The 18206-nt window shown below is 63.8% G+C and carries 15 protein-coding genes and 3 pseudogenes; 5 read left to right on the forward strand and 13 right to left on the reverse strand.

All coding sequences use genetic code 11. The features are described 5' to 3' along the window. From VHC04_RS22450 to dapA, 7 genes and pseudogenes are all read right to left on the reverse strand, one after another. Nucleotides 1–190: pseudogene (locus VHC04_RS22450) on the reverse strand (hypothetical protein); the annotation flags it as partial. Nucleotides 191–269: 79 nt separating this feature from the next. After that, nucleotides 270–584, reverse strand: a pseudogene (locus tag VHC04_RS23120) (transposase); the annotation flags it as partial. A 41-nt stretch (nucleotides 585–625) separates the two neighbouring features. Next, nucleotides 626–868 (reverse strand): helix-turn-helix domain-containing protein, encoded by a 243-nt coding sequence (locus tag VHC04_RS22455; protein ID WP_325684978.1) that lies wholly within the window; start codon nucleotides 866–868, stop codon nucleotides 626–628. 11 nt (nucleotides 869–879) lie between these two features. Further along, nucleotides 880–1140: a helix-turn-helix domain-containing protein gene (locus VHC04_RS22460; RefSeq protein WP_325684979.1), complete on the reverse strand. Its 261-nt coding sequence runs from the start codon at nucleotides 1138–1140 to the stop codon at nucleotides 880–882. Nucleotides 1141–2106: 966 nt separating this feature from the next. Continuing rightward, nucleotides 2107–5034, reverse strand: a complete 2928-nt coding sequence (locus VHC04_RS22465) for an FAD-binding and (Fe-S)-binding domain-containing protein (protein WP_325684980.1) — start codon at nucleotides 5032–5034, stop codon at nucleotides 2107–2109. 586 nt (nucleotides 5035–5620) lie between these two features. After that, nucleotides 5621–6097 carry an SsrA-binding protein SmpB gene (smpB, locus tag VHC04_RS22470; RefSeq protein ID WP_325684981.1) on the reverse strand — a complete coding sequence of 159 codons (477 nt, stop codon included), beginning with the start codon at nucleotides 6095–6097 and terminating at the stop codon, nucleotides 5621–5623. A 104-nt stretch (nucleotides 6098–6201) separates the two neighbouring features. Beyond that, nucleotides 6202–7080 (reverse strand): 4-hydroxy-tetrahydrodipicolinate synthase, encoded by an 879-nt coding sequence (gene dapA / locus VHC04_RS22475; protein ID WP_325684982.1) that lies wholly within the window; start codon nucleotides 7078–7080, stop codon nucleotides 6202–6204. A gap of 159 nt (nucleotides 7081–7239) precedes the next feature. On the opposite strand from dapA, the gene VHC04_RS22480 reads away from it, so the two are divergent. The 3 genes from VHC04_RS22480 (at nucleotide 7240) to VHC04_RS22490 (ending at nucleotide 11388) form a co-directional block, all read left to right on the forward strand. After that, nucleotides 7240–9204, forward strand: a complete 1965-nt coding sequence (locus VHC04_RS22480) for a lytic transglycosylase domain-containing protein (RefSeq protein ID WP_325684983.1) — start codon at nucleotides 7240–7242, stop codon at nucleotides 9202–9204. A 244-nt stretch (nucleotides 9205–9448) separates the two neighbouring features. Then, on the forward strand, nucleotides 9449–9895 hold the full coding sequence (locus VHC04_RS22485; RefSeq protein ID WP_325684984.1) for a phosphatidylglycerophosphatase A family protein: 447 nt from the start codon (nucleotides 9449–9451) through the stop codon (nucleotides 9893–9895). Nucleotides 9896–9999: 104 nt separating this feature from the next. After that, nucleotides 10000–11388 carry an MFS transporter gene (locus VHC04_RS22490; RefSeq protein WP_325684985.1) on the forward strand — a complete coding sequence of 463 codons (1389 nt, stop codon included), beginning with the start codon at nucleotides 10000–10002 and terminating at the stop codon, nucleotides 11386–11388. A 103-nt stretch (nucleotides 11389–11491) separates the two neighbouring features. Here VHC04_RS22490 and VHC04_RS22495 read toward each other — a convergent pair whose 3' ends face one another. The 4 genes and pseudogenes from VHC04_RS22495 to VHC04_RS22510 all read right to left on the reverse strand — a co-directional run bounded on the left by VHC04_RS22495 (nucleotide 11492) and on the right by VHC04_RS22510 (nucleotide 15618). Then, entirely contained in the window at nucleotides 11492–12235 is a 744-nt protein-coding gene (locus VHC04_RS22495; protein WP_325684986.1) for an orotate phosphoribosyltransferase, read from the reverse strand. 81 nt (nucleotides 12236–12316) lie between these two features. After that, nucleotides 12317–12949, reverse strand: coding sequence for an FMN-binding negative transcriptional regulator (locus VHC04_RS22500; protein ID WP_325684987.1), 633 nt, complete (start codon nucleotides 12947–12949; stop codon nucleotides 12317–12319). 149 nt (nucleotides 12950–13098) lie between these two features. Further along, nucleotides 13099–14249, reverse strand: a pseudogene (locus VHC04_RS22505) (IS256 family transposase). Between the two features lie 139 nt (nucleotides 14250–14388). Beyond that, nucleotides 14389–15618 carry an argininosuccinate synthase gene (locus tag VHC04_RS22510; RefSeq protein ID WP_325684988.1) on the reverse strand — a complete coding sequence of 410 codons (1230 nt, stop codon included), beginning with the start codon at nucleotides 15616–15618 and terminating at the stop codon, nucleotides 14389–14391. Nucleotides 15619–15724: 106 nt separating this feature from the next. Between VHC04_RS22510 and VHC04_RS22515 the strand changes: the two genes are divergently transcribed. Beyond that, the gene (locus VHC04_RS22515) at nucleotides 15725–16003 is read left to right on the forward strand and encodes a hypothetical protein (protein WP_325684989.1); all 279 of its coding nucleotides are present in this window, start codon (nucleotides 15725–15727) and stop codon (nucleotides 16001–16003) included. A 354-nt stretch (nucleotides 16004–16357) separates the two neighbouring features. Here the strand turns inward: VHC04_RS22515 and VHC04_RS22520 are convergent, their stop codons facing one another. Then, nucleotides 16358–16576 carry a hypothetical protein gene (locus VHC04_RS22520; protein ID WP_325684990.1) on the reverse strand — a complete coding sequence of 73 codons (219 nt, stop codon included), beginning with the start codon at nucleotides 16574–16576 and terminating at the stop codon, nucleotides 16358–16360. On the opposite strand from VHC04_RS22520, the gene VHC04_RS22525 reads away from it, so the two are divergent. After that, the gene (locus VHC04_RS22525; RefSeq protein WP_325684991.1) at nucleotides 16575–17336 is read left to right on the forward strand and encodes an ROK family protein; all 762 of its coding nucleotides are present in this window, start codon (nucleotides 16575–16577) and stop codon (nucleotides 17334–17336) included. The genes VHC04_RS22520 and VHC04_RS22525 overlap by 2 nt on opposite strands. Before the next feature lie 250 nt (nucleotides 17337–17586). Here VHC04_RS22525 and VHC04_RS22530 read toward each other — a convergent pair whose 3' ends face one another. Then, on the reverse strand, nucleotides 17587–18153 hold the full coding sequence (locus VHC04_RS22530; RefSeq protein ID WP_325684992.1) for a lipid-binding SYLF domain-containing protein: 567 nt from the start codon (nucleotides 18151–18153) through the stop codon (nucleotides 17587–17589). Between the last annotated feature and the right edge of the window lie 53 nt (nucleotides 18154–18206).

Here is an 18206-nt window from a genome sequence, read left to right on the forward strand (position 1 = left end):
GTTCCAGCCCGGCTTGTTCAGCCAGTTGCCAACCGGTTTTGCGGGCCACGCCTGACAGCAGGCCGTCGATGAAGGCGCTGGCCGAGCGCCATAGTTCGCCCCGGCCGAAGGCTGAACTCATCTGCGACTTGAAGACAGTGAATTCCTGTTCCCAGGGCAACAGCGAACCGGACCATGGTGCAACCAGCATTCCCCGAAACTCCCGAAGCCACGCGGGATACGGAATCAGAACTCCATCCTAAACGCAACTGTAGTACTAAATTCCGAGCGTAAGGCGGCAGCTTGATGAGCGTGATGTTGTCGGGCAACTCAAGGTGGCGGCCCGTCTGGTGCCATCCGGCGCCGTCACAGACCAGGGCGCAGTGATGGTTGGGCGGCACCATCGCGCTGATTTTCTTCAGGTGCTCGTTCATGGCCTCGCTGTTGACGGCCGGCATGATGACCGCCGCACCGACCCTGCGGTTCGGGCAGATCGCCTCAAAGATGTAGACAGAGGCCCGGCGGTTGTCGCGCACCATGGCCGGTCGGGAGCCGCGTGGCGCCCAAACATAGGCGTGGGTGCCCTGCTGACCCGCGCGGGCCTCGCCCTGAAACCACGCTGTTCCTTACGATACCACGCTGTTCCTTACGATGGAGACGAAGTTTTTTTAAAAGTCTCCTTTGCCACGGTGTCCTTCCTCGGGTGGAACGGCCTCGGTTGCAGCCTACGCATCTCGAGCCGGTGCAGCCACTTGCCGATGGTGCGCTCATCCATGTTCACGCCAAAGCGCCGGTGAACCGCCGCGCGCAGATCCTTGTACCGCCAACGCACGACCTGTTCCTGCTCCGGATCGGGGCCTGCCAGCAACCAGTCGTGGAATTCCGCCATCTCCTTATCCTTCAGCAGCGGGCCGGACCGGGGGCGATGCGGGACTTCAATCCATCCACACCAGCCTCATTGTAGCGATGCACCCAATCGCGCAGCGTCTGGCGCTGCTGCATCCCGCCCTGCTCAGCCGCCTCCGTGCGCGAGCGGTTATCCAGGATTAGCTCGACTGCCAGCAGCCGCCGCGCCTGGTCACCGGCCGCCGCCTGCACCGCAAGCCGCCGCAACTCGGCCGCCGAACACTCCGTGCGCGTGATCGGGATCATCTGACCCATGCTTGCCCTCCCAATGGGGTGAAGCGCCCCGCCTGAGAGTGAATCACCAATCAAGCACCGCGGGAATGGCACCGTGAGTCACACACCAGGGCAGTTGGTATTCGGCAGTGGAGTCGGCGGACGCCGTCATCGAAATCCGGTTGCTGCCTCCAAGACGACGAGGACCGGCGGCGAGCAGTTCGATCAGTAAGTAGCATGCCTTCACGTCAAGGCGACCGACCATGTGGTGTTCGGATGCGGTATCGATGCTTGGCCTCAGGAGACCGTTCGAATCTCAGAGCACTGGTCGAGGACGCCGATCTCACACAAGGTAGAGCATCGCCGCTTGCCCAGCCTTCGTTGCATGAATTCGTGCCATGAGCCATGCAATTCCGCAGCATTTGCTATTTTCTCTTTTAAGCCGCGCGCCAGCGATTTCCGGCAAAATCAGCATGATATCACGGGAAGCTAAGCCTCCGGCCACGAACGACGCTTCTTCCTCTCACCGCTGTACTGAAGCTCGCTGTTCGCCGCTGCCCTCTAGCAGGCTGCTGAAAATCGCGCCAATCCGGCGTCAGTCCTTGGGGATTGTTTGACGTTCGTGATCGAATAGATCGGTTTCGCGGAAGTCTTGAGCATTGGCCGGCAATGTTTTCTCCAACCGCTCGTGCGAGGTCCGGTGGTGCGGTTCAGACGGCCAATCCGTCGACGATATCGCCTCGCAGCTTGCTCAGATTGGCCAAGGGACGCTTTGCGACCGGCCGTTCTCGTCGCGGTAGCCCTCCCGCAGCAGCACTGCGGGCGGCGAGGTCCGGTTCGGCACGGTCTCGATGAACATGCCCGAAGCGAATCACACCGTCCGCCAATTTGGAAAGCCCGACATGGACACACAGCCAAATGAAATCCAGCGATAGCGCCCGGAAAGACCCAATATTCAGCATTCGACAAGGGAAAACTCCAGCTTGGGGCCTCCCATCCGTCGACGAGTCACATAGGTTTCAGGTTCCTCGTCAGCGCCCGCTCCAGCAGGCGAATCGAATGAATTGCCTCCCGCCCTGCCAGATCGCGGATTTGGTGCCGGCACGACGTGCCGTCCGCCACGATCGCCGCGTCCCGCTCGGCGGCTCGGATTGCCGGCAGCAACGATGCCTCAGCCATATCGCGTGAAATGGTTTGCGTCTCCGCCTGATAGCCGAACATCCCGGCCATACCACAGCAGGAGGACGCGATGGGTTCCACCCGCATCTCCGGGATCATCCGCAGCATCGCCAAAGCGTCGGGAAAAGCACCGAATGCTTTCTGGTGGCAGTGCCCATGTACCCTGGCTGAACCGGACAGAGGACGAAGGGGCAGCTCGGGCTTTTCCAACACCAGGAGTTCGCTGATCAGCATCGCGCGCTTGGTGAAACGATCCGTCGCGGCGCCAGGCAGCAGAGACCGGAACTCATCGCGCAGCGTCATCACGCAGGCTGGCTCCAGGCCGACGATAGGGATGTCATCCGGCATCCGCCGCAGCGTGCGCGACGCCTCGGCACGGGCGCGATCGACCAGCCCACTGGCCAGCCAAGTGCGGCCGCAACACAACGGACGTCCCTTGGTCGGGGGAACGATCGCGCGATAGCCGGCAGCGGCCAGTACCTTCAACGCCGCTCGGATATTTTCCGGTTCGAAATATCTATTGAATGTATCTGCCCACAGATACACCGATGCGCGTGGCGAAGCCGGGGCAACTGCCTCAGCCTCCTCGTCGCGGAAACGATCGCGGCGCCAAGTCGGCAGGGGGCGAATCGCAGCTAGACCAAACCAGCGTTCACCTATCCAGCGCAGCGGTGGCAGGCGGTTACGCAGGTTAGCGAGCCCGGGCATGCGAGACACTACTGGCGCCATGCGTGGCAGCTCAGCGATCAGCGTCTCCTTCCAGCTCACACCGAAACGATCGGCTCGCGCGGCCAGGACCTCGATCTTCATCTTCGCCATATCGATCCCAGTCGGACATTCCCGCCTGCATGCCTTGCAGGAGACACATAGCGCCATCGAGTCCTGCAAAGCGTTGGAAGACATCGCGTCCGCGCCGAGCTGGCCGGTGAGTGCCAGCCGCAAGGTGTTCGCTCGGCCACGCGTCAGATGGATCTCATCGCGTGTCGCCCGGTAGCTTGGGCACATCACGCCAACATCGAAGCCGCGGCAAGTACCGTTGTTGTTGCACATTTCCACCGCGCCCAGCATGCCGCCCAACGGGCCAGGATGGTCAGACCAGTCAAGGTGCGGGCTGAAGTTGGGGACCGCTTCATAGCCGGGGGCATAGCGAAACAACGTGCGGTCATCCATGCGGAGCGGGCGAACGATCCGGTGCGGGTTCAGCAGGTCGGTGGGGTCAAACGCGTCCTTTACCGCCTCAAACACTCGCACGATACGCGGTCCAAACATCTGGGCATGGAATTCGCTGCGTATGAGGCCGTCACCGTGTTCGCCGCTGTGAGAGCCCTTGTATTCTCGGACGAGGGCAAAACATTCCTCGGCCACCGCGCGCATCGTGGCGACGCCAGCCGGGTCCTTCATGTTCAGCACTGGTCGCACATGCAGGCATCCCACCGACGCATGGGCGTACCAGGTCCCCTTCGTGCCGTGTCTCTCAAACACACCGTTTAACCGTTCGGTGTAGTCGGCCAAGTCAGCCAGATCGACGGCGCAATCTTCGATGAAGGAGACCGGTTTTCCGTCGCCCTTCATCGACATCATGATGTTCAGGCCGGCCTCTCGTACCGCCGCGATATCGGCCTGGAAACCGGGATCGATCGCGCGCACGATATCCGGATGGCCTAGATCGCCCATAAGCGTTTCCAAATCATGCAGCTTCGTCAGCAGCGGCGTGTCCTCATGCCCATGGAATTCCACGATCAGCAGACTGTCGGGCTCGCCAATCAGCATCTGGTCGATCGTCGCACGATAGATCGGGATGGACCGCCCCAGGTCGATCATCGTACGGTCGACCAGTTCCACCGCCTCGGGGTCCAATGCCACGATATGCTGGGCCGCCGCCATCGCGGAGCGGAAATCGGCAAACTGACAGATACCCAGCACCTTGCGCGGCTTGATCCGGTGCAGCGTGAGTTCCAGCGCGGCGGAAAAGGCCAGCGTACCTTCCGATCCCACCAACAATCTTGCCAGGTTGTCGCGGCCGGCCGCGCGCGCAGCAGGAGTCAGTATATCGATGTTATACCCGCCGACGCGGCGCAATTGTTTCGGAAACCGGGCCGCGATCTCATCGGCTTCGGCAGCGCCGAGGGTTCGGAGGCGCTGGACTAGGTCGACGATGCGCGCCGGCGTGCCGTCAGCGAAGTCGTCCGACATTGCGCCGAATACGTGCCGAGAACCATCCGCTAGGATAGCGTCGATCGCCCGCACGTTATCCGCCATCAGCCCGTACCGGATGGACTTCGATCCGCAGGAATTATTACCCGCCATGCCGCCGATAGTGCAGCGCGTATGGGTGGAGGGATCAACCGGGAAAAACAGCCCGTGTTTCCGCAGCGCCGCGTTCAAATGAGCCAGCACCAAGCCAGGTTCCACCAGGGCGGTGCAGCCATCCGGATCGATGTGCAGGATACGGCGAAGATATTTTGAACAATCCATCACCAGCGCTCGATTCACTGTCTGACCGCACTGGCTGGTACCACTGCCGCGCGGCAGGATCGCCAGGCCTTCCTCTCGCGCGATGCCCAGGGCCGCTCGCACGTCATCGACAGTTTCTGGCACGATCACGCCGACTGGCTCGATCTGGTAAATCGAGGCATCCGTCGCGTAACGGCCGCGACTGGCGCGGTCGAACAACACCTCGCCCTTGATGTGGCGCGCCAAGCGTACCGCCAGGGCGGTGGTGTCTGCCAGCAGCGGGTCGGCGAAGGAAACGCTCATGCGGACAGTTCACTTGGTGGTTTGCCGCCGTTCTGTCGTATGCTCCGACGATATGCAACCGTAAGCGTGCGGCGGATGGGGCCATAAACTTGTGTGGATGCGACTAATCGGGCAGTTTCGTTTTGATTTATGGGCGCTCGCTTCAGAATAGTTTGCGGTGATCACCGCCCGGTCTTCCGCTGATCTCGGTGCTCGAGCCACCGGAGCGGCCAATGGTCTGGTCTTCGCAACCGCTTCGGAGCGCCGACGCTGCTGCTAATAGGCGCGCACGATGGTATTGTCGATCATAGCCATACTCCCATGCCGACCCTTTCAGCCAGGCGCTTGAAACCCTGCTTGCAGACGCCTTGGCAGACCCATCGGCCGAATCGATGGTGCACGTTCCTGCCGAAGCCGGAGCGCTCTCCAGGAAGTTACGCCAGAGGCTCCCGGCGCAATAGCGGAACATGACCACCTCGACCAATAGGCGGTCATCCGCTGCAGCTATCCCAGCAGAGGCTGGGCGGCTGTTGCAGTCGGCACCCGATTCGACAGCCGCAATTCACGGTGCGCCCAAGATCGGTGCCGCTTTAGCGACGACTGTCGCCTATCCCCGCATCAGCCGTGCCTTGTCACGAGCCCAATCGCGTTCGGCGATCGCGTGGCGCTTGTCCTGCTTCTGCCTGCCGGTGCCGACGCCGATCAGTACCTTGGCACGGCCCTGGTCGTTGAAATGGATCTGCAGCGGCACCAAAGTGGCACCCTTTTTAGATACCTCTCCCAGCAATTGATTGATCTGCTTCTTCTTTAGCAGCAATTTCCGCGGCGCGCGGGGCTCGAACCGCGACAGCACGCCGCCCTGGTACTCGGGAATATGCGCATTGAACAGCCAGATCTCGCCGTCGCGCTCGCCCGCCCAAGCCTCGCCCAGCGTGACACGGCCCAGGCGCAAGGACTTCACCTCGGGTCCCTTCAGTACGATACCAGCCTCCATCGTGTCGCCGATCGCGTAGTCGTATCGTGCCTTGCGGTTCTGGGCCGCGATGCCGCGGGAGATCAGGCCCTTTTTCCTGGGTTCCGCCATGTCTTTATGCCTTCGCAGGGACCGCCGGTCGGCAGCAGCCATCCGCGCCTAAAACAAGGAAGGCCCCCGTTTCGGAAAAGCCCCACGCAAAGCCAAATGGCGCCCTAGTTAAGCAAACCAACCTCGGTCATCGCTGCCTTCACCAGCTCTCGCGTCGCCTGCATGAGCGGGGCCAGCGGTAGGCGACAGCGCTCCGATGTCTTGCCCAGCAGGGACGCGGCGAACTTAACCGGTCCGGGGCTGGTTTCGCTGAACAGCGCGTCGTGCAGCGGCACCAGCCGGTTCTGGATGGCCATCGCCTCATCGTGGCGACCTTCCATCCAGGCGGTCTGCATCTCTCCACACAGTCGCGGCGCAACGTTCGCTGTCACGCTGATGCAGCCGGCACCCCCTGCGGCGTTGAACGACAACGCTGTGTGATCCTCACCGGATAGTTGGCAGAATTTTTCCCCGCAGGCGCGGCGTGTATGCAACGGGCGAGCCAAGTTCGCGGTGGCATCCTTCACGCCGACGATGTTCGGATGCCTTGCCAACCGCGCCATCGTCTCTACGCTCATGTCGACCACGCTGCGCGGCGGGATGTTGTAAATGATAATCGGCAGGTCCACCGCGTCGGCAATCGCTTTGAAATGCAGGTACATGCCTTCTTGCGTCGGTTTGTTGTAGTACGGCGTGACGATCAGAGCTGCGTCCGCCCCCGCCTCTTTGGCGTGTCGGGTTAGCGCGATTGCCTCTTCTGTGCTGTTGGATCCAGCGCCAGCGATGACCGGGACACGGCTCTTCGCCACCTCGATGGCAATCTCCACCACGCGGCGATGTTCATCGTGCGATAAGGTTGGGCTCTCGCCGGTGGTGCCCACCGGGACTACGGCATGAGTACCCTCCTTAATCTGCCAATCGACGAAGTCAGCATAGGCCTTCTCGTCGACGGAGCCGTCTTCCCGCATGGGCGTGATCAGTGCGACGAGTGATCCCTTGAACATGTGCTTCCTCCTGACCAAGCCTCCAGATAAGCTTCGGAAGCTAGGCGCGCCGCCGGTGCGCCGCAAGATCGATCCCGTACGCGGTTCAGCATGACAGGAACCCGCCCGATCGGCGAATCGATAGCTGCCTTGGCGGGGAGGGCTTGTATAGAAGCGCCCATGCGTTTCGCTGTCCCCATCCTGATGGTCGTCGGCGTGCCTCTGCTGGCGGCGCCGGTCAGGGCGCAGGATGCCGGCCTGGCGACCATGGCGGCGATCCGGGCAAACCGATGGGATGACGCGCAGGCGGCGGCAAGCCGACTCGCCGACCCAGTACCGCAGAAGATCGTGCTGTATTATCGCCTGCGCGCGCCCGGCGCCGCTACGGCGACTGAGATCGCCGACTTTATGCGCCGCAATCCCGATTGGCCGGCGCAGGGCGTTCTGGAGCGGCGGCGGGAGGAAGCGATCGCCCTGGAACCAGACGACGCCACCGTGCTGGCACAATGCGTGCCCGACCCAGCAGCCGCCGCGCCCCTGCCACCGATCACCGAAGGCAGCGCCCTGATGCGCTGCGCCGAGGCCGAGGCGAACGCCGGTCACACCACTCTGGCCAACCAGACGGCCCGGATCGCCTGGACGGAAGCAATTGACGATCCGGCTGCCGAGGCACGGTTCCTTGACCGCTGGGCCGGCATCCCCACCGCCGCAGACCAATGGGCTCGTTTCCAACGTCTCGCCTGGACCGACACCCTGGCCGCCACCAAACAGGTCGCTCGGCTGACTTGGCCATATCATGCCGCCGCCGAGGCGCGGCTGGCTGCCCGGCGCGACGACCCGGCGGCTGAGGCGCTGGTAGCCGCGTTACCGTCCGCGTTACGGGATGATCCGGGTCTGATGCTAGACCGCGCCCGGTCCCTTCGTCGCACCAACCATGTCGCACAAGCTCTGGCATTGTGGCTGTCGGCCGGCGCACAGGCCCAGCAGGCGGCGCCGAGCCAAGCCGACGCATTCTGGGCGGAGCGCAACCTGATCGCGCGCCGACTGATTCAGGACGGTGATGCAGGCGGTGCCTATGCCATAGTGGCCATCAATGCGCCCGCGAACAGGGAAGCATTGGTCGACAGCACGTTCTTGGCCGGCTTCATCGCGCTCCGGCTACTGAAACAGCCAGCCCAGGCGGTACCGCATTTCAAGGCGCTGGCCGATGCATCGCGATCCGCTATCACCCAGGGCCGGGCGCATTATTGGCTGGGCCGCGCCGCGGCGGCAGCGGGTGCCGATCCCAAACCGGAGTACGGCAAGGCGGCGCTCTGGATCACGACGTTCTATGGCCAATTGGCGGCGCTGGCATTGGATAATTCACCCACCGGTTTAGCCGCACGGGTGCGGGATGTCCGCGATCCCGGTTGGACCCCCGCCACTGCTCAGGCCTTCGCTGGGCATGAGATCATGCGTGCCGCCGCCTGGCTGGTGGCTTGGGGCGACCCGTCTCGGGCACGGCAGTTCCTGCTGCGGATGGATGAGATCGCGACGGTGACGGCGGAACGGGTGCTGACCGCCGCCTTCGCCACCCGGATCGGCATGCCGAATGGCGCGGTCTGGGTCGCGCGGCGCCTCGGCCGGGACGGCGTGATGCTGCCGGAGATGGGCTGGCCGATGCCATTCTCGCCGCCGGCGCCGCCTGATCCGGCGTTTTCCCTGGGCATCATGCGGCAGGAAAGCAATTTCGACATCGCCGCCGTCAGTCCCTCCGGCGCGCGCGGACTGATGCAACTGATGCCACCGACCGCAGCCGAGATGGCGAAGCTGCTGGGCATGCCGGCGTCCATTCCCGCCTTGACGTTGGACGCCGCCGCGAACATGCGACTAGGCACGGCCTACCTGCGCGACTTGATGGACCGCTTCGGCGCCTCCCTGCCGCTGGCGGCGGCGGCCTACAACGCCGGACCAAGGCGCGTGACGGAATGGCTGGCGAGCAACGGCGATCCGCGCGTTGGTCCGATCGACATGGTGGATTGGATCGAACTGATTCCGATCGGCGAAACCCGCAACTACGTCCAGCGCGTGCTGGAGAACACTGTGATCTACCGTGCCCGCCAGCAGGACAACACACCGGTGCTACGGAGGCCGTGGGCACGGTGAAATCAACCACCACTTTGGCAGCCATTCTCCGTGCTCCGTCTTCCATCTTGGTCCACCACGGCGGGGGTCGGTGGTGCGTCGCTTTGGTCGATCTCGTCAGATCCGGTCATGGCGGGTGGGAATCAAATGGTCGGATGACCTGTCGATCGGCGGATGGCAGCGTGCCAGAACGGGCCGCCGTCCTTATTTGGTGGGAAGCCAGATCCCCATGGCGACTAGGCCACCCGGGAGGCACCTCCTGAGCTTGTCCCGCCTAATCGCCGGCGGGGGCGGCATCGGCTTCGCGCCTGCCGCGCCGGGTACGGTGGCATCGCTGGCGGCGGTGCTGCTGGGCGCGGCGATGCTGTGGGTGTCGCCCTGGGTGGTGGTCATGGCCGCCATCTTGACTATCGTCGGCGGGTTCCTGACCCTACATCAGGCGCAGGTGGAGGGCGATCCCGGCTGGGTCGTGATCGATGAGTTCGCCGGCCAATGGCTGGCGCTGGCTGGCCTGCCCGACCCCTCGCCGCTTGGCCTGCTGGCGGGCTTCATCCTGTTCCGGGTGCTGGACATCACCAAGCCGGGACCAGTGGGCTGGGCCGACCGCCAGCATGGCGTATTCGGCATTATGATGGACGATGTCGTCGCTGGCGCCCTTGCCGCGGCGCTGCTGTGGCTAGCGCGGCTTGTCTGGCTCACGGTCGGTTCATGACCGAGGTCGTCCGCCGCTGGCGGCCCGAACGCGGGTCGTGTTGCCCAGAACAGCCCACAGGTCCATCCTCCCAGCTTTGATTACGATCAGGATTCTTTCCCGACATGAGCGCGACGATTTCCGAAGCAGCCGACGGGCTGCCGCCCAGCCTGCGTACGCTCGCCATGCTCGCGGTAGGGATCGCCGTCTTCATGGCGGTGCTGGATGGCTCCATCGCCAATGTGGCGCTACCGACCATTGCACGGCAGATGCACGCGACCCCGGCCGAGGCGATCTGGGTTATCAACTCCTATCAGCTAGCGGTGACGGTCAGCCTGCTACCGATGGCATCATTGGGCGACATTTACGGACACCGGCGGGTCTATTGCTGGGGTGTCGCGCTCTACACTATAGCCTCGATGGGTTGCGCAGTCTCCACGACCTTGCCACAATTGGTGCTGGGCCGGGTGATGCAAGGATTCGGCGGTGCCGGGATCATGAGCGTCAACGGCGCGCTGATCCGCTTCATCTTCCCGCGGTCCCAGCTTGGCCGCGGCGTCGGCTATAATGTGCTGGTGGTCGGCACGTCCTCGGCGGCCGGACCGTCGGCAGCGGCGGCGATCCTGGCGGTATCGTCCTGGCCGTGGTTGTTCGCCGCGCAGGTGCCGTTCGGCCTGATCGCGCTGGGGCTCTCGGTTGTATTCCTGCCACGCACACCGCGGTCCCGGCACGCGTTCGACCTGCCCAGCGCGGCGTTGAACGCGGTGACGTTGGGGCTGTTCATCACTGGCCTGGACGGGTTGGGGCATGGCGAGGGGCGTCAGCTGGTGGTGGCGGAGCTGGCGGGCGCCGTCCTAGCCGGCGTGGTGTTCGTCTGTAGGCAGTTGCGGCTGCGGCCGCCGATGCTACCGATCGACCTGCTGATCGCCCGGCCGATCTTCGCCCTATCCTCGGCGACATCGATCTGCGCCTACGCGGCGGCGATCATCGCCTTGGTGATCCTACCGTTCTATTTCCAGTACGCGGGCGGCCTGACGGCGATCCAGGTGGGATTGGTGCTGACACCATGGCCGGCGGCGGTGATCGTGATGGCGCCGATCGCGGGACGGCTGGCCGACCGCTACTCGGCCGGCCTGCTGGGCGGATTTGGACTGCTACTGATGGCGGCGGGGCTGGTCACGGTGGCTCTGGTGCCGGCGGCGACGGCGGCTTGGCCGGACATCGCCTGGCGCCTAATCCTGTGCGGGGTCGGATTCGGGCTGTTCCAGTCACCCAACAACCGACTGCTACTGGGCAGCGTCCCGGTGGACCGAGCGGGAGCAGGTAGCGGGATGCTGTCCACATCACGTCTGGTGGGGCAGACCACCGGCAGCGCCATCGTCGCCATGGTGCTGGGCCTGACCCACGGCGGTGCAGACTCGATTGTCTGGGCGACGCACATCGCGATCGGCGTCGCCGCTGCCTCGGCCATCTTGGCGATGGGGCTGAGCTGGCTACGGATGTTAGGGCAATAGGGTTGAAGCCTGATCGCCCAGGGTCGACGACCCCGAGCGGTCCGGCTACGCCCGCCGGGCAGGCCACGCGTATCGGACCGGTCGGACAGTGGATCGCTTTCGGTCAGGCGTCGGTCGCAGCTTTCCGGGCCAAGGCTTCCTCGGCCGAAGCGACGCCGCCGTAGGCAGCGGACCAAGCTACCGGGTCCTCGAGGAAGCGGCGGACGGCGGATAGCGATTGTTCAGTGAAATACGGCCGGTCCTTGCAGGCCTCCAGCACGTCCCACCATGTGCAGAGATGGTGCAGCGCGATGTCCATCTTTGCCAGCGTTTCGAATGCGCCAGGGAAGACGCCGTAGAAAAATACGACGAAGGCATGGTTTACGATTGCGCCCGCATCGCGCAGCGCGTTGGCGAAGCGAATCTTCGATTGACCGTCGGTAGTCAGATCCTCCACCAGCAAGGTGCGCTTACCCACAGGTACATCGCCCTCGATCAGAGCGTTAGCGCCGAACCCTTTCGGCTTCTTGCGCACATAAGACATTGGCGCGTTCATCCTGTCGGCGATGAAGGCGGCGAAAGGGATGCCGGCCGTCTCGCCGCCGGCCACCGTCTCGATCGTCTCGAATCCGACATGGCGGTTGATCTTCTCTACCGCCAGGTCGCTGATTCGGGTGCGCGCGCGGGGATAATAGATGATGCGGCGGCAGTCGATATAGACGGGGGACTTCCAGCCCGAAGTGAAGGTGTACGGCTCTTCCGGCCGGAAATTGACGGCCTTGATCTCCAGCAGGATGCGGGCTGTAGTCAACGCCGCGTCGCGGTCCCATTCGGTTGTGGCTTGGGACGTGTGGGCGGGCTTGGCCATCGGGCGATGATCCTCCGTGTGACGGGTTTCTAACTTTTGATAGCGGAGCGCGCGGCGCTGCGACAGCCTGCATCCCGGCCGTCAGGTCGGCGGTCGGACCCGGAAGACCGCGGCGGCGAGGTCGGCCCGGTTGTCCCGGGTAAGCCCGTCGATCACGCCGTCGATATCCACGGCGGGCCGGTTCTGGCTCATTTTCACCTTGCCCTCCAGCCGAGTGATTCGCAGCGAGATGCCAACGATGCTACGCAGCATTGCCCGTGCGAAATCGGGCGGAGCGTCGGACACGGCCCAGGGTTCGGCACGCAATGCCTCATGTGTGTCGGTCAGGCGGGTGACGACGTCCAGCAGTCGGTCGGCATCGTCGAACATTTCCAGCATACCATGGGCGTGGATGGCGATGTAGTTCCAGGTCGGCACGACTTTTCCGTGCTCGCGCTTGGCCGCGTAGTAAGATGGAGTGATGTAGCCGCTCGGCCCGTAGAAGATCACTAGTGTCTCAACCGCCGGATCGGCGGCGCGAGTGTGCGGGTTGGCCTTCGCTAGGTGGCCGGTCAGCGTGCCGAACGGGCCGATTCGGGAGTCCAGCAGCAGGGGAGCATGGCTGGCAAACAGGCCGTCCGGGGTCATAGAGACCAGCGTCGCCGCGCCGGCTTCGCGCATGGCGGCGTGCAGGACGTCGATCCGGTCTTCCTTAAAAGGGGAGGGGATATACATGGCTCGAGCCTCCTAGCGGAAGGAATAAGGCGGGATCGGTCGGCTGAACAGGACCGCTTTGACAGGAAGCAGCGTACCAGTCGCAGGCAGGGCCAGGGAATTACAGGCGCACGGGGAGTGTCCGATCTTCTGTGTAAGCGGCGCTGGGATCATTGATCGCGCTCTCGGCGAGCTGAGAGCGCGAAACGGTCGCCGAACAGGACGGCAAGCTGTCCCATGGCGGCGACCCATTCAATCGGCCTTCGCCAAGGCACGCCGGCGTTCTGGATGGCGAGGTACAAGAGCTTCATCGCCGCCTCGTCGTTGGGGAAACTGCCCCTGGTCTTGATGATCTTGCGCAGCGAGCGGTTGAGGCTCTCCACCGCGTTGGCAGTGTAGATCATCTTGCGCACGTCCGGCGGGAAGGTGAACAGTGGGATCACGTGCTCCCAGGCCACGTGCTCCCAGGCCAGCCGCCAGCTCTGCCCGATGGCCGGGTACTGGCGCCCCACCGGGCCCCGAAGGCGGCGAGCTGATCCAGCGCGGCCTCGGCGTTCTCGGCCCGGTAGATCGCCTTCAGGTCGGGCATGATCTGCTTGCGGTCCTTCCAGGAGACGAAGGCCAGCGAGTTTCTGATCAGGTGCACGATGCAGGTCTGAACGATAGTCTCCGGGAAGGTCGTCCCGATCGCCTCGGGGAAGCCCTTCCGCCCGTCGACCACGGCGATCAGGATGTCGGCGACGCCGCAGGTCTTCAGGTCGTTCATCACCTTCAGCCAGAACTTGGCCCCCTCGGTCTGCTCGATCCACAGGCCCAGCACGTGCTTGTGGCCGTCGGCGTCCAGCGGGCGGCTCTGCTACTCCTTGACCTCCTCGAGCACGGCGTGGGTCACCCGGCTGATCAGGTCGGGCGAGACCTTGGTTCCGTAGAGCTCCTGCAGGTGGCCCTGGATCTCCCGCACGGTCAGCCCGCGAGCGTAGAGGCTGATGATCTCGCCGTCGAAGCCGTCCAGCCGCGTCGCGCCCTTGGGCACGAGCTGGGGCTCGAAGGTCCCAGCCCGGTCGCGCGGCACGGCCAGGTCGATCTGGCCCTCCTCGGTCAGCACCGTCTTCGCCGAATGGCCGTTGCGGCTGTTGGCGCTGCCGCGGCCAGCGACGTCGCCCTTCTCGTACCCCAGCTGGTGCGTCAGCTCCGCGCCGAGCACCCGCTCCATCATCGCCTTCTTCAGCGCCTTGAAGACCCCGGCGTCTTCGATCAGCTCATCGGGGCTCGACACCCAGGCCAGCAGGTCGTCCAAAATCTCCGACTTGATCGTCGTCATCTGCGAATCCCTCCTACTACAGGTTGGGACCCACAGCGCCGCTTACACAATTAGTCTGAGACCCTCGTAGTCTGAGACCCTCGGCGCACGGGTCACTGGACGGACGTCCCGCCACCCCGCGCCGGCGGTTATTCGAAGCCTACAACACCCCGCCGCGTCGCCCGGCCATAGCGCCGAGCCGCAGCCGCAGCGCGTTCAGCTTGATGAAACCCTGGGCGTCAACCTGGTCATACGCGCCCTGATCATCCTCGAATGTCACGTGCTTCATCGAGTACAGGCTGTTCGGACTCTCCCGCCCAATGCAAGTGGCGTTGCCTTTGTACAGCTTCATTCGCACCCGGCCGGTCACGCTGTGCTGGCTGGTGTCGATCAGCGCCTGCAGCATCCGCCGCTCCGGGCTGAACCAGAAGCCGTTATAGATCAGCTCTGCATACCGCGGCATCAGGCTGTCCTTCAGATGCGCCGCCTCGCGATCCAGCGTGATGCTTTCGATCCCGCGATGCGCCGCCAACAAGATTGTGCCGCCCGGTGTCTCATATACGCCCCGCGATTTCATCCCGACAAAGCGATTCTCCACCAAGTCCAGCCGACCGATGCCATTTGCCTTGCCCAGTTCGTTCAGCCTAGTCAGCAGCGTCGCGGGCGACATGCGCGCACTATCGATCGCCACCGGGTCACCGCCCTCGAAATCGATCGCGATTATCGTCGCCTTGTCTGGCGCCTCCTCGGGGCTGATGGTGCGCTGGTAGACGATGGAATCCGCTTCCACCGCTGGGTCTTCCAGGATTTTCCCTTCCGACGAGGAATGCAACATGTTCGCGTCCACGCTGAATGGCGCCTCGCCGCGCTTGTCCTTGGCGATCGGGATCTGGTGCCGCTCTGCGAACTCGATGAGCCTCGTCCGACTGGTCAGCTCCCATTCCCGCCACGGAGCGATGATCTTGATGTCCGGTTTCAGCGCGTAATAGGATAGTTCGAACCGCACTTGGTCGTTGCCCTTGCCGGTCGCGCCGTGCGCCACCGCGTCGGCGCCGATCTGCTCCGCGATCTCGATCTGTCGCTTGGCGATCAGCGGTCGCGCGATCGACGTGCCCAGCAGGTACTGCCCCTCGTATAGCGTGTTGGCGCGGAACATCGGGAAGACATAGTCGCGGACGAAATCCTCCCGCAGATCGTCCATGAAGATTTCCTTCACGCCGAACATCTCGGCCTTTTTCCGGGCAGGTTCCAACTCCTCGCCCTGGCCGAGATCGGCGGTAAAGGTGACGACCTCGCAGCCATAGGTTGTCTGCAGCCATTTCAGAATCACGCTAGTATCCAGCCCCCCCGAGTATGCAAGGACGACCTTCTTCACATTCTTCGCAGCCATGGCGCGTCGAACCTCCTTTGAACGGCGGGGGAGTAGCGCCCAAGCTCGCCAGGATGCAAGGTGCAGCGACGCCCCTGCCATTGCCATCTCTTCGCGCCCCTTTGCCATGCTCGCTGGCGAGGGCAAACTGGCCGCCTGTATTGCCAGAGACCTGTTTCCGAACGTGCTGCCCTGCCTGACCGCTGAAGGCGACGGCTACAAGGCTCCGGTCGCTGGCAATCAGCCGATGGAGTCTGAGGCTGCCTTTCGGCGGCTGAAGCTGCCCGCCGACGTCATCGCCAGTTCCGCCGGCTGGGGGGTCGCTAAATCGGACCCGCGCCTCTTCGACAAGGTGATCGAGGCGGCAGGCGAGGACCCGTTCGCCATCGCCTATGCGACCGGCTAGACAATGATATCCAGCCCGCTAAGGCGGCCGGGCTGCGGCCGGTTTCTTACGCCGCAGCCCGTGGGGTTGATGCATGCCGAAAAGCCCGGGATCGCGCAAGCAGACCTGCGGCCGGACAATTTGCTGGATCTACGCGACCGGCTGGCGTCATTTTGAGTTATGATCCCGCCGAAGGCTAGCGCTCAATACCACGCGCCAGTCCGCCCGAACCCGGGGCCCGCAAGGTCAACAGCGCTTCACTTAAACGGGCGATAGACGGCCAGCGACACACCAATATCAATGACATTCTGCATGGCAGCGTGCTGATGACCTTCGCCGACCATGGCCCGAACATATTCGCTTGGAAGCTGCGGCTCAGGTGCCCAACAAAATCCAACTCAACCGCATTTCATTGACACTGTGAAACCTGGCGCCTTCCTGGAACTGCGCGAAGAGGTGGTGCGCCAGACGCGAAGTCTTGTATTCATGCGCGGCACCGTTGGCGTTGGGGATCGGTCTGGCGCACTCAGTGTCGGGACAGTTGAAGGTACCTGGCGCGTGCTGCGGCCGCGCCCCTGACAGGAGCACGATCATGGACAGCGGCTCGCCCACCACCTCGGTTACCGGCCTCAGGACCCTGGCAATCGATATTGGCGGGACCCGCCTCAAGGCTGGGCTACTTGATCCCGGCGGAGACATGGTGGTCGGGCCGAATCGGGTGGACACGCCGCGGGCCGCCTCGCCAGAGGCCGTCGTGGAGGCGCTGCTGGACATCGCCACTCCGCTGGGCGCGTTCGATCGGATCTCTATCGGGTTCCCCGGCGTGGTCCGGTACGGCCATGTGCTGACAGCACCGAATCTAGGGACCAAGCTGTGGCGGCAGTTTCCGCTGGCTCGCACGCTGTCCGACCGCCTGGGCAAGCCAGCCCGCATGCTGAACGACGCTGAGGTGCAGGGATTGGGCGTGATCGATGGGCAGGCGATCGAATGCGTGATCACCCTAGGCACCGGCATGGGTTTCGCGGTGTTCGATGATGGCCGCCCGGCCCCGCACCTGGAGCTGAGCCAGCACCCGATACACAAGGGCATGACTTATGACGCATTCATCGGCGTCGCCGCGCTGCGCGATGTCGGGCGGAAGCGCTGGAACAAGCGGGTAAAGCGAGCACTCTCGGCGATCACCATGTTAGTGGGATACGACATGCTGTATATCGGCGGCGGCAACGCCAAGCATCTGACATTGGACCTACCACCGAACGTCAAGTTGGTGAGCAACGAGGCGGGAATTACTGGTGGCGTGCGCCTATGGGACCCGAGGCTGGATCCCGTCTTCAGGCCGCACGCGGCTGGTTGACATCTGTGGTCGCGCGGCGGCCTAGCTTTCTTTCTTTCCGTTATGACCGCGATTGGAAACCGGCCGCGGTCTTCCTGTGATAGCGCCGCGGGTAGTCAGCTTTCGCCGATGATGACAGTCTGGAACGGCCGCGGATGGGATCCCGAAGCTTCGTCGGTCGCCCCCGGATCGGAAGGAGATGGCCTCAGCCGCGCAAGGTGATCACGGAATAGCACCAAGCGGCCATGTGACTGCCGGCGTCCGGTGCCGGCTACCTACCGGGCTGGATCCGAGTGATCTTCGACCCCTCGACGTTCAACCCTGCCATCAGCCCCTTCTCTCCAAAGGGGAAGGCGTAAACGTCCTGCGTCAGCGTCGTAGTGGTCAGACTGGCCGCCCTGCCCTGGTCCATAACTACCACGGTGGGGCCGCTGCCCAGCGCCCAGCCATCGCTCTTGCGGAGATAGTCCAGCGCCCTCTCATTCATGAAAAACAGGACGTAGGAGAAGGTCTGGCCACCAAGCTGCAGACCGAAGGAGGCGGCAGAGATGTTGTAGAAAGCTTCCGTCGCGCCACGGACCAGCAGCGCGCCGTCACCAGTCTGGCCGCCGATGATTACGCCGCCCTTGTAGATTTTCGGGAACACAAGGACCGCCACTGCACGCTTCCCGATCTCTCTAGTGCGCGGTTGTTCCCGATATAGAAGCTCGAGCGCCCGATGCGCGGCACTGCTGATCTCGCCCGCCGAAGCGGCCTGAGCGGCGGTCACTTGGGTCGACGCGGCGGAGCCGGCGAGGGCCGTGGCGCCTAGAACGACGGCGCGTCTGGAGATTGTCATGACGTGCGTTCTCTCCATCTAGTTCAGGAACGGTGCCGGGCGAAACGGCACCC

This window comes from Rhodopila sp. (assembly GCF_035548095.1).
Lineage (GTDB): Bacteria > Pseudomonadota > Alphaproteobacteria > Acetobacterales > Acetobacteraceae > Rhodopila.